Annotated in this window: 10 protein-coding genes and 3 pseudogenes; 9 read left to right on the forward strand and 4 right to left on the reverse strand. The window is 49.6% G+C overall.

What is annotated here, in order from left to right; translation table 11 throughout:
* The first annotated feature begins 16 nt into the window (after nucleotides 1-16).
* From BLS62_RS26505 to alr, 3 genes are all read left to right on the forward strand, one after another.
* On the forward strand, nucleotides 17-532 hold the full coding sequence (locus tag BLS62_RS26505) for a TRAP transporter small permease (RefSeq protein ID WP_208991103.1): 516 nt from the start codon (nucleotides 17-19) through the stop codon (nucleotides 530-532).
* Nucleotides 529-1818 (forward strand): TRAP transporter large permease, encoded by a 1290-nt coding sequence (locus BLS62_RS26510; RefSeq protein WP_093188377.1) that lies wholly within the window; start codon nucleotides 529-531, stop codon nucleotides 1816-1818. The genes BLS62_RS26505 and BLS62_RS26510 overlap by 4 nt, the downstream gene beginning before the upstream one ends.
* A gap of 72 nt (nucleotides 1819-1890) precedes the next feature.
* On the forward strand, nucleotides 1891-3045 hold the full coding sequence (alr, locus tag BLS62_RS26515; protein ID WP_093188380.1) for an alanine racemase: 1155 nt from the start codon (nucleotides 1891-1893) through the stop codon (nucleotides 3043-3045).
* A 367-nt stretch (nucleotides 3046-3412) separates the two neighbouring features.
* Here alr and BLS62_RS26525 read toward each other — a convergent pair whose 3' ends face one another.
* Together BLS62_RS26525 and BLS62_RS32310 are read right to left on the reverse strand one after the other, a co-directional pair.
* Nucleotides 3413-3622, reverse strand: coding sequence for a cold-shock protein (locus tag BLS62_RS26525; protein WP_093188387.1), 210 nt, complete (start codon nucleotides 3620-3622; stop codon nucleotides 3413-3415).
* Between the two features lie 359 nt (nucleotides 3623-3981).
* A pseudogene (locus tag BLS62_RS32310) lies at nucleotides 3982-4107 on the reverse strand (IS3 family transposase); the annotation flags it as partial.
* 494 nt (nucleotides 4108-4601) lie between these two features.
* Between BLS62_RS32310 and BLS62_RS26535 the strand changes: the two are divergent.
* Nucleotides 4602-6413 (forward strand): M10 family metallopeptidase C-terminal domain-containing protein, encoded by a 1812-nt coding sequence (locus BLS62_RS26535; protein WP_093188393.1) that lies wholly within the window; start codon nucleotides 4602-4604, stop codon nucleotides 6411-6413.
* A gap of 271 nt (nucleotides 6414-6684) precedes the next feature.
* Nucleotides 6685-7120 (forward strand): annotated as a pseudogene (locus BLS62_RS32315) (transposase); the annotation flags it as partial.
* 311 nt (nucleotides 7121-7431) lie between these two features.
* Here the strand turns inward: BLS62_RS32315 and BLS62_RS26545 are convergent.
* Together BLS62_RS26545 and BLS62_RS26550 are read right to left on the reverse strand one after the other, a co-directional pair.
* On the reverse strand, nucleotides 7432-8748 hold the full coding sequence (locus BLS62_RS26545; protein ID WP_093175114.1) for an HlyD family type I secretion periplasmic adaptor subunit: 1317 nt from the start codon (nucleotides 8746-8748) through the stop codon (nucleotides 7432-7434).
* A complete protein-coding gene (locus tag BLS62_RS26550) occupies nucleotides 8741-10486 on the reverse strand; it encodes a type I secretion system permease/ATPase (protein WP_093188400.1) in 1746 nt (581 codons plus the stop codon). The genes BLS62_RS26545 and BLS62_RS26550 overlap by 8 nt, the downstream gene beginning before the upstream one ends.
* A gap of 1589 nt (nucleotides 10487-12075) precedes the next feature.
* Here BLS62_RS26550 and recQ point away from each other — a divergent pair.
* From recQ to BLS62_RS26570, 4 genes and pseudogenes are all read left to right on the forward strand, one after another.
* A pseudogene (gene recQ, locus BLS62_RS26555) lies at nucleotides 12076-13914 on the forward strand (DNA helicase RecQ).
* Nucleotides 13915-14144: 230 nt separating this feature from the next.
* Complete coding sequence (locus BLS62_RS26560) at nucleotides 14145-15050, forward strand: LysR family transcriptional regulator (protein ID WP_093188403.1); 906 nt, start codon at nucleotides 14145-14147, stop codon at nucleotides 15048-15050.
* Between the two features lie 95 nt (nucleotides 15051-15145).
* Nucleotides 15146-15625, forward strand: coding sequence for a formate dehydrogenase subunit gamma (locus BLS62_RS26565; RefSeq protein ID WP_093188406.1), 480 nt, complete (start codon nucleotides 15146-15148; stop codon nucleotides 15623-15625).
* Complete coding sequence (locus tag BLS62_RS26570; RefSeq protein WP_093188409.1) at nucleotides 15622-17178, forward strand: formate dehydrogenase beta subunit; 1557 nt, start codon at nucleotides 15622-15624, stop codon at nucleotides 17176-17178. Before BLS62_RS26565 ends, BLS62_RS26570 begins: the two co-directional genes overlap by 4 nt.
* The last annotated feature ends 2 nt before the right edge of the window (nucleotides 17179-17180 follow it).

Here is a 17180-nt window from a genome sequence, read left to right on the forward strand (position 1 = left end):
CATTGGCTGCATCGTTATGGCCGGGACTTTTTTTCTCGTCGTGATCTTTCGATATGGTTTTGGATCTGACCTTTTTGCCTATGAGGAATGGCTGCTTATCATTTGCTTCTGGATGTACTTCGCTGGCAGCGCTATGGGCACCTATGATGGCACTCATGTAAATGCAGACTTGCTGACCTATGTCATTAAAGATCCCCGCAAAGCCCATATTCGTTCAGCAATTATTGGCGCGATTGAGTTCATTATTGCGATGGCTTTGGTCTATTGGTCCCTGTTGATGATTATAGACGAAGTTGGCAGCTATCCCCGCTGGCGCACCACAATCGCCCTACGCATTCCCTTTCTTGTGCCGCGGTCTGCTATGCTTGTCGGTTTTGCGACTATGGCGTTTTACAGCCTGTTGCATCTAATCGTGCTGTTAAAAGCTGGCCCAAAAATGGCTGAGGATGCACCGGCTTTGGAGGTTTTCGAAACACCTCAGCCGATACAACCCGCGCTTGAACAAGACAAAATCAAAGAGCCAGCCCTATGATTATTATCGGAAGCCTTATTCTTATCTGCATCATGCTGGTTATCGGCGTCAGCGTGCCTATGGCATTCGGGGCAGTGTTGTTATTCATTGCCATGTTTGGTGGTCATGATGTGAGTGGCTTTATGCCAACCGGGCATTGGAAAGTCAGCTCACTGGTATTGCTTGCCATTCCTCTGTTTATTCTGGCTGGAGCTATCATGGAGCGGGGCCGCATTGCGGCGCCTCTGGTGGCATTGGCAGAGCTTTTGGTTGGCAATATGCGCGGTGGGCTCAGTGCTGCTGCCGTCGTCGCCAGCGGAATATTCGGTGCCATTTCCGGGTCAGCAGCGGCAACGTTGACGTGCATCGGCTCAATTATGATGCCACATCTTCGCAAGGCAAACTATCCTGAAGGGATGGCCGCAGCCCTGATCGTGAGCGCCAGTCCGCTTGGTCTTTTGATCCCGCCCAGTTCCTCGCAGATCCTTTATGCTTGGACAACGCAGCAATCTGTACTGAAGTGTTTTCTGGCCACTGTTGTGCCAGGCGTGCTCTTGATTTGCTTTTTGTGCATCGTGAATTTCTTCATGCTGCGTAATGTGAAGGGTTTGAAAACAGAGCGTTTTGAAGGCAAATTCACATTTGAACTTCGCAGCCGTAGTTTCAAGGCAATTCCAGCGCTTCTCATGCCTGTTATCATCCTTGGCGGCATCTATGGCGGTGTAATGACCCCCACAGAAGCGGCAGGTGTGGCTGTGATCTATGCTATTCCAATCGGTTTCTTTATTTACCGCGGTTTGAGCAAAGAAAACTTTTTCCCGACACTTCGGTATGCCGGTACAACCATTGGCGTTGTCATGATGATGGTGTTTATGGTGTTGATCGTAAGCCAGTTTCTGGTGTTTGAAAACATTCCGGCACTTGCCAAAGAGCTGATTTATTCTGTTTCCGATAACCCCATCATTATTTTGCTCATGGTTAATCTTGTGATGATCCTGATTGGCATGTTGATGGATGATATCTCCGGTCTGTTGCTTTCAGCTCCATTGTTGCTGCCCATCGTTCAAAGTGTGGGTATGGAACCTATTCATTTTGCAGCCGTTTTGGGCGTAAACCTTGGGATGGCAAATATCACGCCTCCGACTGCACCGCTGCTTTATCTCGGCGCTCGTGTGACAGATGCACCCGTCAACAAAATGATAAAGCCAACGCTTATCATGATTGCCTTTGCATGGCTGCCAACACTCATCATCACAACTTTCATTCCTCAGGTTGCACTCTGGTTGCCAGAGTTAGTGTTTGGCTGATGGATGTCAGGTGCCGGTCACGATTTGTGGCTGGCGCACTTGGCACTTTGAGTTCTCAGATCGGTATATCTAATGATAACGACGCCATTATTTTCGTCTTGGTGCGAGATTTCCTGCGCTCATATCGAGAGGAATCTGCTTCTTGCTTTAAGTCTCTTGCCAGATCAAACACACTTCTGCGCAGTGTTGAAGGCGGATGCTTATGGACATGGCATAAAAAATATCGTTCCAATCCTTGTCCGCCATGGCATTACCTGTGTGGGCATAACCTCGAATGTGGAGGCTCATGCAGTCCGTGTTGCCGGTTTTACCGGAACCATAATGCGTCTGCGTACGGCTACTTTTGATGAGATTGCAGAGGCGATCGAATATGGTGTTCAAGAACAAATAAGTAGTGTTGAGGCTGCCCATAAGCTTAGGGCGCTCATGCAAAAACAGGGGGTCAAGATAGACTTCCACCTCTCCTTGAACGCCGGCGGTATGTCCCGCGATGGTTTGGAACTCTCCAGTTCTCCTGAACAATTGGCCTGCCGTGAGATTATCAGGCTCTTATCGGAGCATATCGTGGGCATATGTACCCATTTTCCGTCAAACGTGCCTGAAGAATTATCCGCCAGCATTACGCGCTTTCATGAGGATGTGGATTGGGTTCTGCGTCATAGCAACTTGCAACGGAGCCAGATGCTCATCCATGCGGGCAGTACACTGACGCTGGTTTCCAAGTTTGACCCCCACGTTGATATGATGAGATGCGGCGCAGTCCTTTATGGCATTGTTAAACCCGAGCTTGGTTTTAAAACAACCATGACCTTAAAAGCGCGTGTGACAGGTCTTGGGAATTTCCCGAAAGGCAGCACCATTGGGTATGATCGTCAAGCTGTACTGGATCAAGATAAGAGACTAGCCACTGTCTCCTTAGGATATGCGAATGGGTTTTTACGCCAGTTTGCAGGGCGCAGTCAGGTTTTAATCAGTGGGTGCCGTTTACCTGTACTCGGGAAAATTTCGATGAATACCATCGTTGTCGATGTTTCAAATCTCGATGATGTCGTCTTGGGAGATGAAGTGGTGGTGTTTGGTGAACAAGGTAAGGGCGCCATTACCGTTCAAATGGCTGAAGAATACTCGGGAACCATAATGGCTGATCTTTATACGGATTGGGGTCAGCGGAACCCCCGTCAAATCTCACTGCGAGCACACTCCGCGCTGTTTGCGGAGCCTTCGTAGTCTACGATTTACCCGTGAAAATCTTGGCTATCAGTATTAGTGGGTGTTTGAGATTACTCAGAAATAAGATGCGGATTTGCACCAATATCACGCGAATGCGGTAAGCATGTTTTTCCAGTTCCGTCAAAGGAATTTGAGAAAACCGGCAGTTTTGGTTGTGAACAGTGTGGGGAAAATCGAAGGATTTCTGGTTATTTTGATCAGGAGGGCTTCATAAAGTAGATCAAACATCCACAAGAGTCCAAGCGCAGAGCTGTTCTGCTGATAGCGTGAGGCGATTTTCGACAGGTGATTTCGAAACTCAAAGCCGGTTTCAGGCCATCCACTGAGGTCAGAGCCACACAATAAGCGTGGCTCTGATTTTTAATTAGTCAGCCTGTTGCAGGTTCACTGCAGAAACCTTGCCGTCACGGCCATTTTCCAGATCGTAGGAGATCTTTTGACCTTCCTCTAGACCGGAAAGACCTGCTCTTTCGACAGCAGAAATGTGAACAAATGCGTCTTTTCCGCCATCTTCAGGAGAAATAAAACCAAAACCTTTTGTGGAGTTGAAGAATTTTACGGTGCCGATAGTCATGATTGATACCTTGTAAGTATACCCGGAGCCGGAGGCGAGAGGGTGTGTTTTCCATGCACAACATGCACATGGGTTGCAACGTTCGCAAAATCAGGGGGGAACCTAGCAACCGGTAAGCCGGAAGAACAGATGCCAATGACGGCTGTAAACGCATTTTGTATATATAGTTACTCGTGGCTCCAGATTCAAGACAACACATAAACTATGCAGGTTTTTCTGTTGTGCATCCTGCCTGTATTAACGATTGGACTGGCGGATAAAAACATTATCGTGCTGGACGCCCTTATTATCCATAGAGATCTTGACCTTCTCGCGCTTGAGCCCATCCATAAAATCTATGCTGGTGAACTGAGAATTTTGATCTGGTTCGCGTGCACATCGTTGTCCTGGTCTAATTCGTTCAAGGTCTTCTCTCCGTGAAGTGCAATAAACGTGGCTTTCGCTTTAAAGGCCGGGCTATGGTTCCGGCGAGTACGCCTGCTCAAGGTGGACTTCTGTTCTTGGCATCATATCAGTTTCAGGAACTAAATCCACTTATACCAGCTGTCTAAAATCCCTGAGCCAGCTCTCTGTCCTGTCGGCATCCGTAAAGCGACCAGCGACAAAGTTTGTGTATCCGCGCAAATTACATTCTGAAAGCCAGAAAGACCGCTGTTCATCAAGCCCTCCTGTCAAAGAGCTTGAATGATAAACCAATATATTTAGAACATCTTGAACCTAGTAATGTCGCCTGCAATATCGTGATATATACATTAAAGTTTGAATTGAATTATCAACGTAACTTAGTTTTAGATAGGAAATTATAAATTATTGTTCATTTGTACTAGGATAGATAACAATATATTTCACTAATGTATTTTAATATTTATGCATATCCATATTATTGTTGTTAATTTCGGATCAATATATTTTTCTAGTTGCACATAGGTATAAATTTCTATTTTTACTATCTTGTATCTATTTTAATCTGGAGATTTACATGAATTTTTCGTATCATCGAGGCTACGGATCGTTTCCCTATGGCCGCCATCCATATGGCCCAGTTCCCTATGGATCTTCATCCTATAAATTTGAACGGTGGGATGCGCCCTTCAGTCGTGCGACTCCCTATTCGCTCACGCCTGGTGAATCATTTGTTGGTTCGCTGAGCTACCGTGGTGATCGAGACGCAGTTGCAGTCGACTTAGTCGCAGGCCAAGAATACACCATCTCCCTTGCTGGCGTAGGTTACTATGGTGTCCGCGATACCGTCCTTGCTCTTTATGATAGTAACGGCAACCAAATAGCGTTTGATGATGATAGCGGCGAAGGCCGGAGCTCTGAGATTACCTTCACCGCGACCTCCAGCGGCAAATATTTCATTGGTGTATCTTCCGGCGGTGGTTCTTATAGAGGACGGTACAAAATAAACGTCGTCGCAACTGAGAAACCAATTGATCCAGATCCAGTTGATCCAGATCCAGTTGATCCAGATCCAGTTGATCCAGATCCAGTTGATCCAGATCCAGTTGATCCAGATCCAGTTGATCCAGATCCGGTTGATCCAGATCCGGTTGATCCAGATCCGGTTGACCCGGATCCAGTTGATCCTCAGCCTACTAGTGATCCAGAAATTGCGGTCCCAGCCGGTTCCTTCACGAATGATGAAATCGCCAACCAACTCACAGACACGTTTTGGAACGGTAACCGAAGAGCATTTGACGTTGAGCCAGGTGGGTCGATCTCTGTTAACATCGGTAACTTAAACAGTGCTGGCCAGTATCTCGCGCTTAAAGCCCTTGAATCGTGGACTATGGTCACTGGCATTAACTTTGACGCAGTCAACTCTGGCGCACAAATCAACTTCAGCGATACTCGGAGCGGCGCATACTCTAATTCGCAAACGTCTCGGGGAACTATCTTTTCGTCAAACGTCAACGTCCACACATCGTGGCTAGCAAGAAATGGTACAGATCTGGATTCCTACTCCTTCCAGACTTACGTCCATGAGATTGGGCATGCACTTGGTCTTGGCCATGCCGGCAACTACAACGGTAGCGCTAATTATGGGGTCAGCAACCACTACGATAATGACTCCTGGCAGGGGACAGTTATGTCCTACTTCTCCCAGCGCGAGAACACTGCAATTGATGCCAGCACCGCTTATGTGGTTACGCCCATGATTGCTGACATTCTTGCGATGCAGGATCTGTATGGAACAGCAACTGATCTTCGTACAGAAGGCACCATCTACGGTGAAAATTCTACAGCAGGCGGATATTACGACGAAATCGCAAGTCTCCGCCCTGCAACGTTCACCATCATTGACGGCGGTGGAGAAGACACTATCGATTTCAGTTCGGTCAATGCCAACCAGAAGATTTCGTTGTTGGCAGAAACCTACTCTGACGTTAATGGTCTGAGAGGAAACATGACCATTATGCGCGGTACCGTGATTGAGAATGCCATTGCTGGTTCCGGCAATGACATCCTCATTGGCAATTTTGCAGACAATGCCCTTTACGGTAATGCTGGTAACGACCGCCTTGATGGTGGTTTTGGTAACGACACACTCTCTGGTGGTTCCGGTAGCGATACTTTTGTATTCAATGCAAACTGGGGTAACGACGAAATTACTGACTTCACCGATGGTGTTGATTTTATCGAGTTTGAAAGTGGTGCAACTTCTTTCGAAGATCTGACGATTTCAAGTGTCGGTTCTGATGCCGTTATTACGTATGAAGGCAGTGTAATCACCGTTACTGGTGTCGACGCCAGTCTTCTTGGAGTAGACGATTTCGCATTCGCGTAATATTAATATAGCAACAACCCGCTTAAGAGCGGGTTGTTCACTTTAGAATTAGGTAATTAATAATAATTACATACATTTATCGGCGGTTACGTCCCCATTTATGTAGTTACAAAATAAATTGGCATCTTGAAACGTGCGCCCTACGCGAAATTTAACTCAGATTTTTCCGTTCAAAGACACAGCATTGTCTGACCTCAGCGCTTATGACCCCCAATAAATGTATTGGATAAGAAAGTATTCTTTGCTCATCGGAACCACTGAAGAGTGGAAGATGAGATTGACAACAGGAATACGCAATAGTCCAGGCGAGAAGATCGTCAAAGATATTAAACGCGCCACCCACAACCCTTATTCATCCGCAGAGAATTTCAGGATCGTGCTGGATGGGTTGCGTGGTGAAGGCAGCACTGCTGAACTGTGCCGTTGTGAAGGCCTGCATCAAGGTATCTATTACAAGTGGTTGAAGGGCTTCATGGAAGCTGTGAGTGCCGGTTACAGCGCGTGCTGCCACATCCGACGAGGTCAAGGATCTGCACCGCGAAACCCGTGATTTGAAGGAGGTCGTTGTCGAGCAAACGCTCGAACTTCGGCTGCTCAAAAAAACATGTGCGGGGATGGGGTGACCAAGAATGAGGTATACCGCGTCGGACAAGCTTGAGGTTATCCAACTGGTTGAAAACTCCCATCTGTCAGCGTGGCAAACACTGCCCAAGTTGAGCATTCCCCGAACCGCATTCCTGACGAGGTGAGGCACAAGGTCGTCAAACTGGCTTTGAAGGAAACTGAACTATCGCCTCGGGAATTGGCGGGTATGGTCACGGGTCGGGAAAGATGTTTCTATCTCAGCACGATCCCGGCCGGTACTCCATTAACGGGAGATTACTGACTTATCAAGGATATCTAATATACAGTGTAACGATGATCTATCCTCAAACGGACGCTTATAGGCGCTGCCAAGATCACCCTATTATTGGAGGATGGTCCTGGTGAGTTGCAAAACTTACGGCAGACCAAATCCCTATTTCTCTTTGAGAGCATGGGCGATCTGATCGCGGAGGGGTTTGATGAAGTAGGAGAGGACTGTGCGTTCTCCGGTTTGGATGAAGCCTTCTACTGGCATACCGGGGACGAGGGTCTGTCCGCCGAGTTTGGGCAGTTCGCTTTCCAGGATCTTCAACCGGGCCAGGTAGAACTGTTCGCCAGTGACCTGATCGCGTGTCAGGTCTGGTGCGACGTTAAGCACGATCGCTCCAAGTTCCGGTGTGGTGCGCTGGTCAAAGGCAGCAAGGCGCACATAAGCGCTTTGTCCCGGCAGCAACTGGTCCACATCTGTTGGAACCACTCGGGTCTCTACGATGAGCTTGCCGTCTTCCGGCACCACCAGCATGAGGATGTCACCGGGTGCAATTACGCCGCCAACCGTATGCACGTTAAGTTGATGCACATAGCCCGATTGCGGGCTGCGGATATCAATGCGCTTCAGTCTATCTTCTGCGGTGATTTCTTGTTCTTCTAGCTCGGCAATCTGAGCGCGTATCTCCTGAAGATCAGAGAGTACCTTTTCGAGGAACTCTTCATCCAACTGCAGAACCTGAATGCGCTTCTCGCTAATGGCTTCCTTGGTTTGAGCAACCTGCGAGATTAACCCGCCGCGCTGTCCCACAAGCTCCGCTCGTTCACGTTTGATGGCCGTCACTTGCGAGGCGTTGATCAAGCGCTTTTCCAATAGGGTGGAGAAGTCCGAGAGCTGTTGGGTAACCAGATCAATGCTTTCCGCCTTCGCGTCGCGCTGCACCGTTAGCCCGACAATCTGCTGCTCCAGCTGAGAAATTTGTTCGCCAAGCTGCATCTTGCGCCCTTTGATGCCTTGCTGGCGGGCGGCAAACAGAGCCTGCTCTCCTTCAAGGGTGGCAGATGTGATGGCATCGGTTTTCGCAAGGATCGTAAGCTTGTTCGGGAAGGTGACTTTGAGTTTACTGCGCCATTCAGCAGATAGCCGCGCTTCCTGCGCCTGCATCTGGTAAAGCCGTTTGCGGGTGATTGACAGATTGGCTTTGACCACCGTCTCATCCAGACGGAATAGGACATCGCCAGCTTTGACCCTATCGCCATCCTTAACGAGGATCTCACCGATGATGCCGCCTTCCTGATGCTGAACCTTTTTGGCCTGCCCTTCGACTACGATGGAGCCGGAGGTGATAATCGCGCTGTTAATTTGCGCAACAGAGGCCCAGCCTCCAAGGCCAATCACCAGAATACCGACAAGGGCAAGGCCCCAGCCCATATGTTTACGGCGTGACTTTTGAATGCTGGAAAGTGTTGTTTGCTCAGACATGTGGCACCACGCTTAACGGTCCGGATTTGGCAGTAGCGGCAGCTGGCGCACTGATCTTGGGCAAGACTTCTTCTTTCGGGCCAAAGGCGGCTTGTTGACCATCTTTGACCACAAGCAACAGATCCACCGCAGATATGGCACTTGGACGGTGGGCGACCACAATCACGATACTACCGGTTTCGCGCATCAGTTTGATAGCACTGGTGAGCGCTGCTTCCCCTTCTGAATCCAGATTGGAGTTTGGTTCATCCAGCACGATCAGGAACGGGCTGTTGTAAAGTGCACGGGCCAGTCCAATACGTTGGCGTTGCCCGGCAGAAAGGAGCGTACCGCCTTCACCCACCTGCGTGTCATAGCCATTTGGCAGGCTGGTCACCAGTTGGTGTACATCGGCAAGTTGCGCGGCTTCCAATACCTTGTCGTTACTGCGCTCCGGTGCAAAACGGGAGATGTTTTCCGCAATGGTGCCGTCAAACAGTTCAACATCCTGTGGCAGATAGCCAACAGCAGTGCCGAGGCGATCCTCGGACCACTGGTTAGGCTCTGCGCCATCCAGACGCATAGATCCGCGTAGGATTGGCCAGACGCCAACAAGGGCACGGACCAGACTGGTTTTACCGGATCCGGACGGGCCGATGATACCCAGACCATCCCCAGCGTTGAGCGCAAAGTTTACGCCTGTCAAGGTTACCGCGCGGGCTCCCGGAGGGGCTGTTGCGATCTGTTGCACATTGAGGCTTTTGGTTGGCAGCGGCAGTTCCGTTTCAGGTGCTGTCTCGTTCAGACCTTCGAGTGCTTTTTCAAGACGGGCACGAGATTGGCGAGCTGCGATAAAGATACGCCACTGACCGACAGCCTGCTCCACCGGAGACAGCGCACGCGAGGTGATGATGGACGCTGCAATCATAACGCCCGGAGAGACTTCCTGACGGATCGCCAGCCATGCACCCACAGCCAAAACCGCAGAGCCAAGTATGAAACGGAAGGCTTTGATGGCCGTTGCAAACAAAGAAGCGCGATCGCCAGCCTTGGTTTGCGCGTCATAGAACTTGGCGTTGGTCTCATCCCACTTGGCGGTCATCGTGGAGCTCATGCCAAGGGCGCGCACAACTTCTGCATTACGGCGGGCGCCTGAACGGGTGTTGCTGCGCTGCGCATTTTGCATCGACAGCTCGCGTGCCGGCGCGCGGCTCATAAACTCATTGGCCAGCACAAGAGCGAGGATAATCACAGCCCCGCCCAAAGCCAGCATGCCGAGCCAAAAGTGAAGCACAAACACCAGACCTAGATAGATCGGCATCCACGGAATATCAAAGAGCGCAGCCGGACCTTGGCCACCCCAAAATTGGCGCATGGTCTCCAAATCGCGGATTGGGTCCACGTTCTTACCGGCATTGCCCATGCGCAGCGGCACGCGCATGTTGGCTAAAAATGCGGTGCGTGACAGCCGTGCGTCAATCTCCTGCGAGATCCGCGAAAGCCCACGAGCGCGGATGCCTTCAAGCAAAGCAAAGAACAGGTACAGGATACCGGCAAAACTGGCGATGATCACCAGCGTCGGCACACTGTGGCTCGCCAACACCCGGTCATAGATATGCAGCATGAACATTGGGCCGGTCAGCATCAACAGGTTGATGACCAGACTTAAAACCCCGACCCCCGCATACCCGGACCGGGACGCAGCAAAGGCCTCAGCCACCAATGGGCGGTTTTTCTTCTGTAGACTTGATAAATTCATGGGATATTTAACCGTACCGTAAACTGGCCATAAAGCTTAAGCTTTTCTGGCAATTCACTAAAAAACTTTCAATGTGAACCAAAAATTCTTCAGGGGATTTAGCGATAAAGCAACCTCTAGAGGAGATTGTTCTATGAGTAGGTTGGAGAGGCCCCGTAACTTGGCGCATTTTTATTGCGGCAGATACCCGGGTCGCACGTTGCTCGAATATACAGATTTTTCCCGAGATCCAGACTAAACTGATCATGCAAAGCATTTAGTATGTTTGCTAGCAGAAACTGCTCTACCTATAACTTCCAAGTGCAGAGACAGCTTACTCGCTTTTATCACCAACACTGCCGTTTGCATGTGCCCTGAATTGGCAGAATAGACAGAGTGCAAGCGAATATTCCTTATTAGATTTTTCAATAAGATTTCCATTAGTCTGTATCTGACAAGAAACCCATTCGATCCCTGAATGCCTAGCTACCGTCGCTAAGAGGTTATCAAAACTACGCATATATGCGATGAGAATACAACTTTTTGGGGCTCATACGAGGCTGTAATCCCCCTGAAATTGATCGTGCTTAAAAGTTGAGATAGTGTTGCCTCTTATTGTAATGTTACTTCGTATTGAGGCCTGATTTTATGAAGGAATCTCGTTTTAGCGACTCACAGATCATTGCTATTTTGAAGCAGGGGAAAAGTGGAATTCCTGTTGCGCAGCTCTGCCGTGAACATAGCATGAGCGCGGCCTCCTGTTATAAATGACGGCTAAGTATGGTGGCCTTGAAGCGCCTAGGATTTAGTCGATGAAATTCACGGAGGACGAGCTTCGCCGGTTCAAGAAGATGTATGCGGAACTATCTTTGCAAAATGAGTTTTGAAGAAAACTCTGGGAAAAAGCCCTAAAGTTATCTCGGTGCAAAGAGATGGTAGTTAATGCAGTTGAAGGAAGAGGGATCTCGATTGCTTTGGCGTGCGTTTCCTTCGTATACGACTGTCGTAGCCCCAATCTTTCTCATAATGACTTGCCGCCTCATTAAAAACTGAAGAAGAAAAAACTCCATCAAGCTAAACTAAATGAGGCAGTACCGACCGGACGATTACGTCTTTATGAGACTTCGGTTTTGGTAACGTACATGGATGCCGATGCCTTATATTGTGAGGATATGAAGAAGCCTTACCTGTTCTCAAAATTGGATATCTCGCATAAATTTTGGGCGCCCGGTACGGCGTTGTAAATGCGTTAGTTGATAGGTTTTATAGAACGTCTCAACTAGCAGTTTTTAGGCCGGAGACTAGAAGGTTGCGCGCCAACAGGCGTACTTGGTTTAGGCTATATTTGTTGTTTTTCCGTGGCGTATTATAGTTTCGAATGCTGTGGTGGTATCTGAATTTAATCAGATGCTTAAGGTGAGTGACTGCTGCTATTCGAGATAATAAGCATAAAAAACCACCATTGCGCGGCAGATTTTCATTATGGATTGCTGTAGAGCTGTTATGTGCCTTTGAGCTACAACTGAGTGGTGATCTGATAAATTGCCGGTACCCATTGTGACAATGGGTATACATACAAAAATTTTAAGAGATGGTGTAAGCGCGAGAGTATGATGAGTTCTTCTAGTTTAAGCGCTGAGCGTCTCGCGCCCCTTGCCGTTCTTAAAGAGGTCTTCGGTTACGATCAATTCCGAGGAATGCAAGAGGAAATCATAGAAGCAACTCTTTCTGGTCAGAGTTCTTGTGCGCTTATGCCGACGGGGAGCGGGAAGTCTCTTTGTTATCAGATCCCAGCACTTTGCAGGCCGGGCGTCGGTGTCGTTGTTTCTCCCTTAATTGCGTTGATGCGGGATCAGGTCACTGCACTACGCCAGTTGGGTGTTCGGGCTGCTGCGATTAACTCTTCCTTGTCAGCTGAGGAGTTTGGGCAGACTTTTAGAGCTTTGCGAGCAGGCGAACTGGACTTGGTTTACGTCGCCCCGGAACGCTTGCTGCGACCTGATTTTTTGGAGCTGCTTGCGGATTTAGATCAGCGCGGCCTGTTTAATCTGTTAGCCATCGACGAGGCGCACTGTATTTCCCAGTGGGGCCATGACTTCCGGCCAGAATATCAGGCGCTTTCTGGTGTCAGAGACCGGTTCAGCGATGTGCCCTGTATCGCAGTTACAGCGACTGCCGATGAGCCAACACGCCGTGACATCACAAGGGCGCTAAAACTTGAGAAGGTATTTTGTGCTGGCTTTGACCGAGAAAACATCACTTACACTGTTGGAACCAAAAACAACGAGAGACGCCAGCTACTCTCATTTCTAAAGGGTCGGGATGAAGGGGAGGCAGGTATTGTCTATTGCCTTTCCCGGAACAGGGTCGAAAAAACGGCGAGTTGGTTGGTAGAGCAGGGGTTTAAAGCGGCGGCGTATCATGCCGGTTTACCTGCTGAAGTTCGTGCGGAAAATCAGGATCGTTTCATTAAAGAGGATGGCCTGATTATTGTCGCGACCGTTGCCTTTGGGATGGGGATCGATAAACCCAATGTCCGCTTTGTTGCTCATTTGGATTTGCCAAAGAATATTGAAGCCTATTATCAGGAAACCGGCCGGGCTGGGCGGGATGGATTACCTGCGGAAGCGTGGATGGTTTATGGCTTGCAAGAGGTTGTACAGCTCAATCAGATGATCGACGGGAGTAATGCTCCTGATGAACAGAAAAACATTGAACGGCTCAAGCTGAGAGCGTTTCTTGCATTTTGTGAAACAGCGACTTGTCGCCGTGCTGTGCTGCTTCGCTATTTTGGTGACAATTGTGAACCTTGCGGAAACTGTGACACCTGTTCCAATCCTCCCAAAACGATTGATGGAACCGAGGCGGCGCAAATGCTGTTGTCAGCGATCTAACGCACCGGGCAGCGCTTCGGGGCGCAGTATTCGATTGATCTGCTGCTTGGAAAAAGCAGTGATCGTATGGAAAATCTCGGCCATGATCAGCTCAAAACGTTTGGTATTGGCAAGAAACACACTGATTTTCAATGGAAAGCAATCGTTCGCCAGTTGCTTGCATCAGGACATATATTTGCAGACGCGGAAGCACACGGCGCCCTGAAAATCTCTGAGGCCGGCGGAGGCGTACTTCTGGACGGTAAGACGGTTCAGTTGAAGCTTGAAGAAGTAGAGCGGACAAAAAGCACCGGCAGCAGCAGATCCTCTCGCCCCAAAGTGGAACTTGAAACCGAAGCAGATCAGGACCTCTTTGAAGCGTTGCGGGCACTGCGCCTCTCAATTGCCAAAGAGAAAAGCATTGCCCCTTACATGGTGTTTAACGACAAATCCTTGCTGGAAATGGTCGCGCACAAACCACGCACCCTTGGCATGTTTGCAGATATTTCCGGCGTCGGAAATGCAAAGCTAGAAGAGTACGGCGAAAATTTCACTGAGGTCATAAAACGTTTTTAGATCTGCGTTGGAAGCTGTTTTCTGATCAAATGCAGAGGCTTGTGTCGTGCGTTAGGTCTTGGCTGGGTTGCTTGTAATCACTCCAAACTTCACTATGCTAACTTGCCTGATAAATGAAAGCACCACATAAAGATCATCGTAGATGCCATGCTTACGATGGGTTGATGCCCATGATATTTGCATCCTGACGTTTTATGCGCGTCTACATGTCTGCTCGGGAGGGACTGGTCATGATCGACAAGTTGGAGATGTTTATCGCTCTTGCTCGTGAGCAACATTTTGGCAAGGCGGCAGAAGACTGCGGTGTGAGCCAGCCAACGCTATCTGCAAACATAAAGCAGCTTGAGGAGCAACTTGGAGCCCTTCTGGTTTTGCGTGGATCGCGGTTTCAGGGATTAACACCGGAAGGCCAGCGCGTCTTGGAATGGGCCCGTAAACTGGTCGCTGATACGCGGACTATGAAACAGGAATTAAAGGGGGTGAGTGATGGTCAGACCGGCACCCTTCGCATTGCTGCAATTCCGACCGCGTTGACCTATGTGCCTGAGTTGACGACCCCGTTTAGCGAGGAAAATCCGAAACTAGGTTTTTCCATACTTTCGCGACCATCCTCTGAAATCCTGTCCCTTCTGGAGAATCTGGAAATTGATGTGGGACTGACCTATCTTGATAACGAGCCGCTGGGTCGGGTGACACAAGTGCCTCTTTATCGTGAGCGTTATTGCTTTGTGACCGCTACACACGGTCCGCTTTCCGGACGAGGGCAAGTGACGTTGAACAATGTCAGCCAAGTGCCTTTGTGCCTGCTAACTGCAGATATGCAATGCAGACGAATTATCGACGAAATTCTGTGTGATGCTGATGTTGTCGCAACGCCGACACTGCAATCTGATTCGATCATGTGCTTGTTTGCGCATGTTCGTACTGGGCGTTGGGGAACTATTCTTCCTCAAGGAGTTGCTCAAACACTGGCGTCAGGTAGTGTTGAGGTCATCCCAATCTCCACGCCAAACGCGAGTATCATGGTTGGGTTGGTTGCGACGCAACGTGAACCGCGCGGCCCACTTATTGAAGCTTTTCTAAGTCGAATTACGCGATTATCGCAAGGAACGGAAATCGCAGCGTCATTTGTTTGATAGGATTTTCCTATCGCCCAACGGAATAGCAATATTGATCTGGTGCGACATTTTGTGCCAACTCGTTATATTGACGTGTAAGGAGGGAGGAACTTATGGCCTTGCAGACGCAAACACAGGACATAGCCGATGGGATTGCAGCAATTTTGGATGCGCATGAACACCGAGAGGGTCCGCTTTTACCTATCCTGCATGATGTGCAGAAAGAATTTGGCTGCGTTTCTGACGCAGCTCTCCGCCTTATTGCAGATCGGCTGAACCTCAGTCGCGCAGAAGTCCACGGGGTTGTGAGCTTTTATCATGATTTCCGGCGTGAACCTGCGGGGCGGCATGTCTTGAAAATTTGCCGCGCGGAAGCCTGTCAATCCATGGGTGGTGAGGCTTTGGCTGACAACTTGCAAAAGGCACTTGGGATTACCTGGCATGAAACAACCCCAGACGGGCAGGTGACTCTTGAACCGATTTATTGCCTGGGACTGTGCTCTTGTGCGCCAGCGGCCATGGTGGATGGTGAGCTGCGCGGACGACTTGATGAAGTTAGCATGTGGAACTTGGTTGGGGAGATGAAGCAATGACACCTGTCATTTACGTTCCTTGTGATGCTGCCGCGCTTGCGGTGGGGGCAGACCAAGTTGCTCAGACCCTGACTACGGAGCTTAGCGCACGTGGGATTGATGCGAAAATCGTTCGCAATGGCTCTCATGGTATGCACTGGCTGGAGCCGTTGATCGAGATTGACAACGGGAAGGGCCGGATTGCCTATGGTCCTGTTAAGCCCTCCGATATTTCTGAGTTGCTTGATGCCAGTTTCATGGAGGGTGGAGACCATCCGCTTTGTCATGGGCAAACTCAAGACATGCCGTTTTTGAAGAGACAAACCCGTCTGACGTTTTCCCGTTGCGGGATAACGGACCCATTGTCTCTGGAACACTACAAAACGCATCACGGCTTCCTAGGGCTTGAAAGAGCGCTGAAGATGGAACCCGCTGAGATCATCAAGGACGTGACGGATAGTGGTCTTCGGGGTCGTGGCGGTGCTGGGTTCCCGACTGGTATTAAATGGAACACTGTGCTTCATGCTCCGGGTGAGCAAAAGTACATAGTTTGCAACGCTGATGAAGGCGACAGTGGCACATTCTCCGACCGGATGATCATGGAGGGTGATCCGTTTGTTCTGATCGAAGGGATGGCTATTGCCGGAATAGCGACTGGCGCGACTAAGGGTTATATCTATACGCGTTCAGAGTACCCACATGCAGTTGCAATCATGCAGGAGGCAATCATCCTTGCCCGTGACGCAGGAATTCTAGGGAATTCGGTTCTCGGTTCTTCCTATGTTTTTGACATGGAAGTGCGGGTTGGTGCGGGTGCTTATATATGCGGTGAAGAAACCTCGCTCCTCAACAGCCTTGAGGGAAAGCGCGGTGTTGTGCGTGCAAAGCCGCCGCTTCCAGCGATTGAAGGCCTGTTTGGGTGCCCGACAGTCGTCAACAATGTGATGTCGCTTGCATCTGTGCCTATCATTCTTGATCGTGGGGCAGCTTATTATCGAGATTACGGTGTCGGGCGGTCGCACGGCACAATTCCGATCCAGTTGACAGGAAATGTCAAACATGGTGGGCTTTTTGAAACGGCCTTCGGGTTGACCCTCAACGAACTTATTTATGATATCGGCGGGGGAACGCTTAGCGGCCGGCCCGTGAAGGCTGTACAAGTTGGCGGTCCGTTGGGCGCTTATTTCCCACCTGCTTTGTTTGATACCATTTTTGATTATGAGGCCTTTGCGGCGCGTGATGGCATGATCGGACATGCCGGTATTGTGGTCTTTGATGATACCGTCGATATGCTCAAGCAAGCCCGTTTTGCCATGGAATTCTGCGCTATTGAGAGCTGCGGAAAATGTACGCCATGCCGAATTGGGTCTGTCCGCGGTGTTGAGGTTATTGACAGGATTGCCAGCGGTGACCGTCCAGACGAGCAAGTAGAGCTGCTCACAGACCTTTGCAACACGATGAAAATGGGTTCGCTCTGCGCTCTTGGTGGCTTCGCGCCCTATCCGGTGATGAGCTCGCTTACTCATTTTCCGCAGGACTTTAACGTTAAGCCTTTCACCGAAGCAGCGGAGTGACC

Origin of the sequence: Pseudovibrio sp. Tun.PSC04-5.I4, assembly GCF_900104145.1 — a bacterium.
In the GTDB taxonomy this organism is placed as follows: Bacteria; Pseudomonadota; Alphaproteobacteria; order Rhizobiales; family Stappiaceae; genus Pseudovibrio.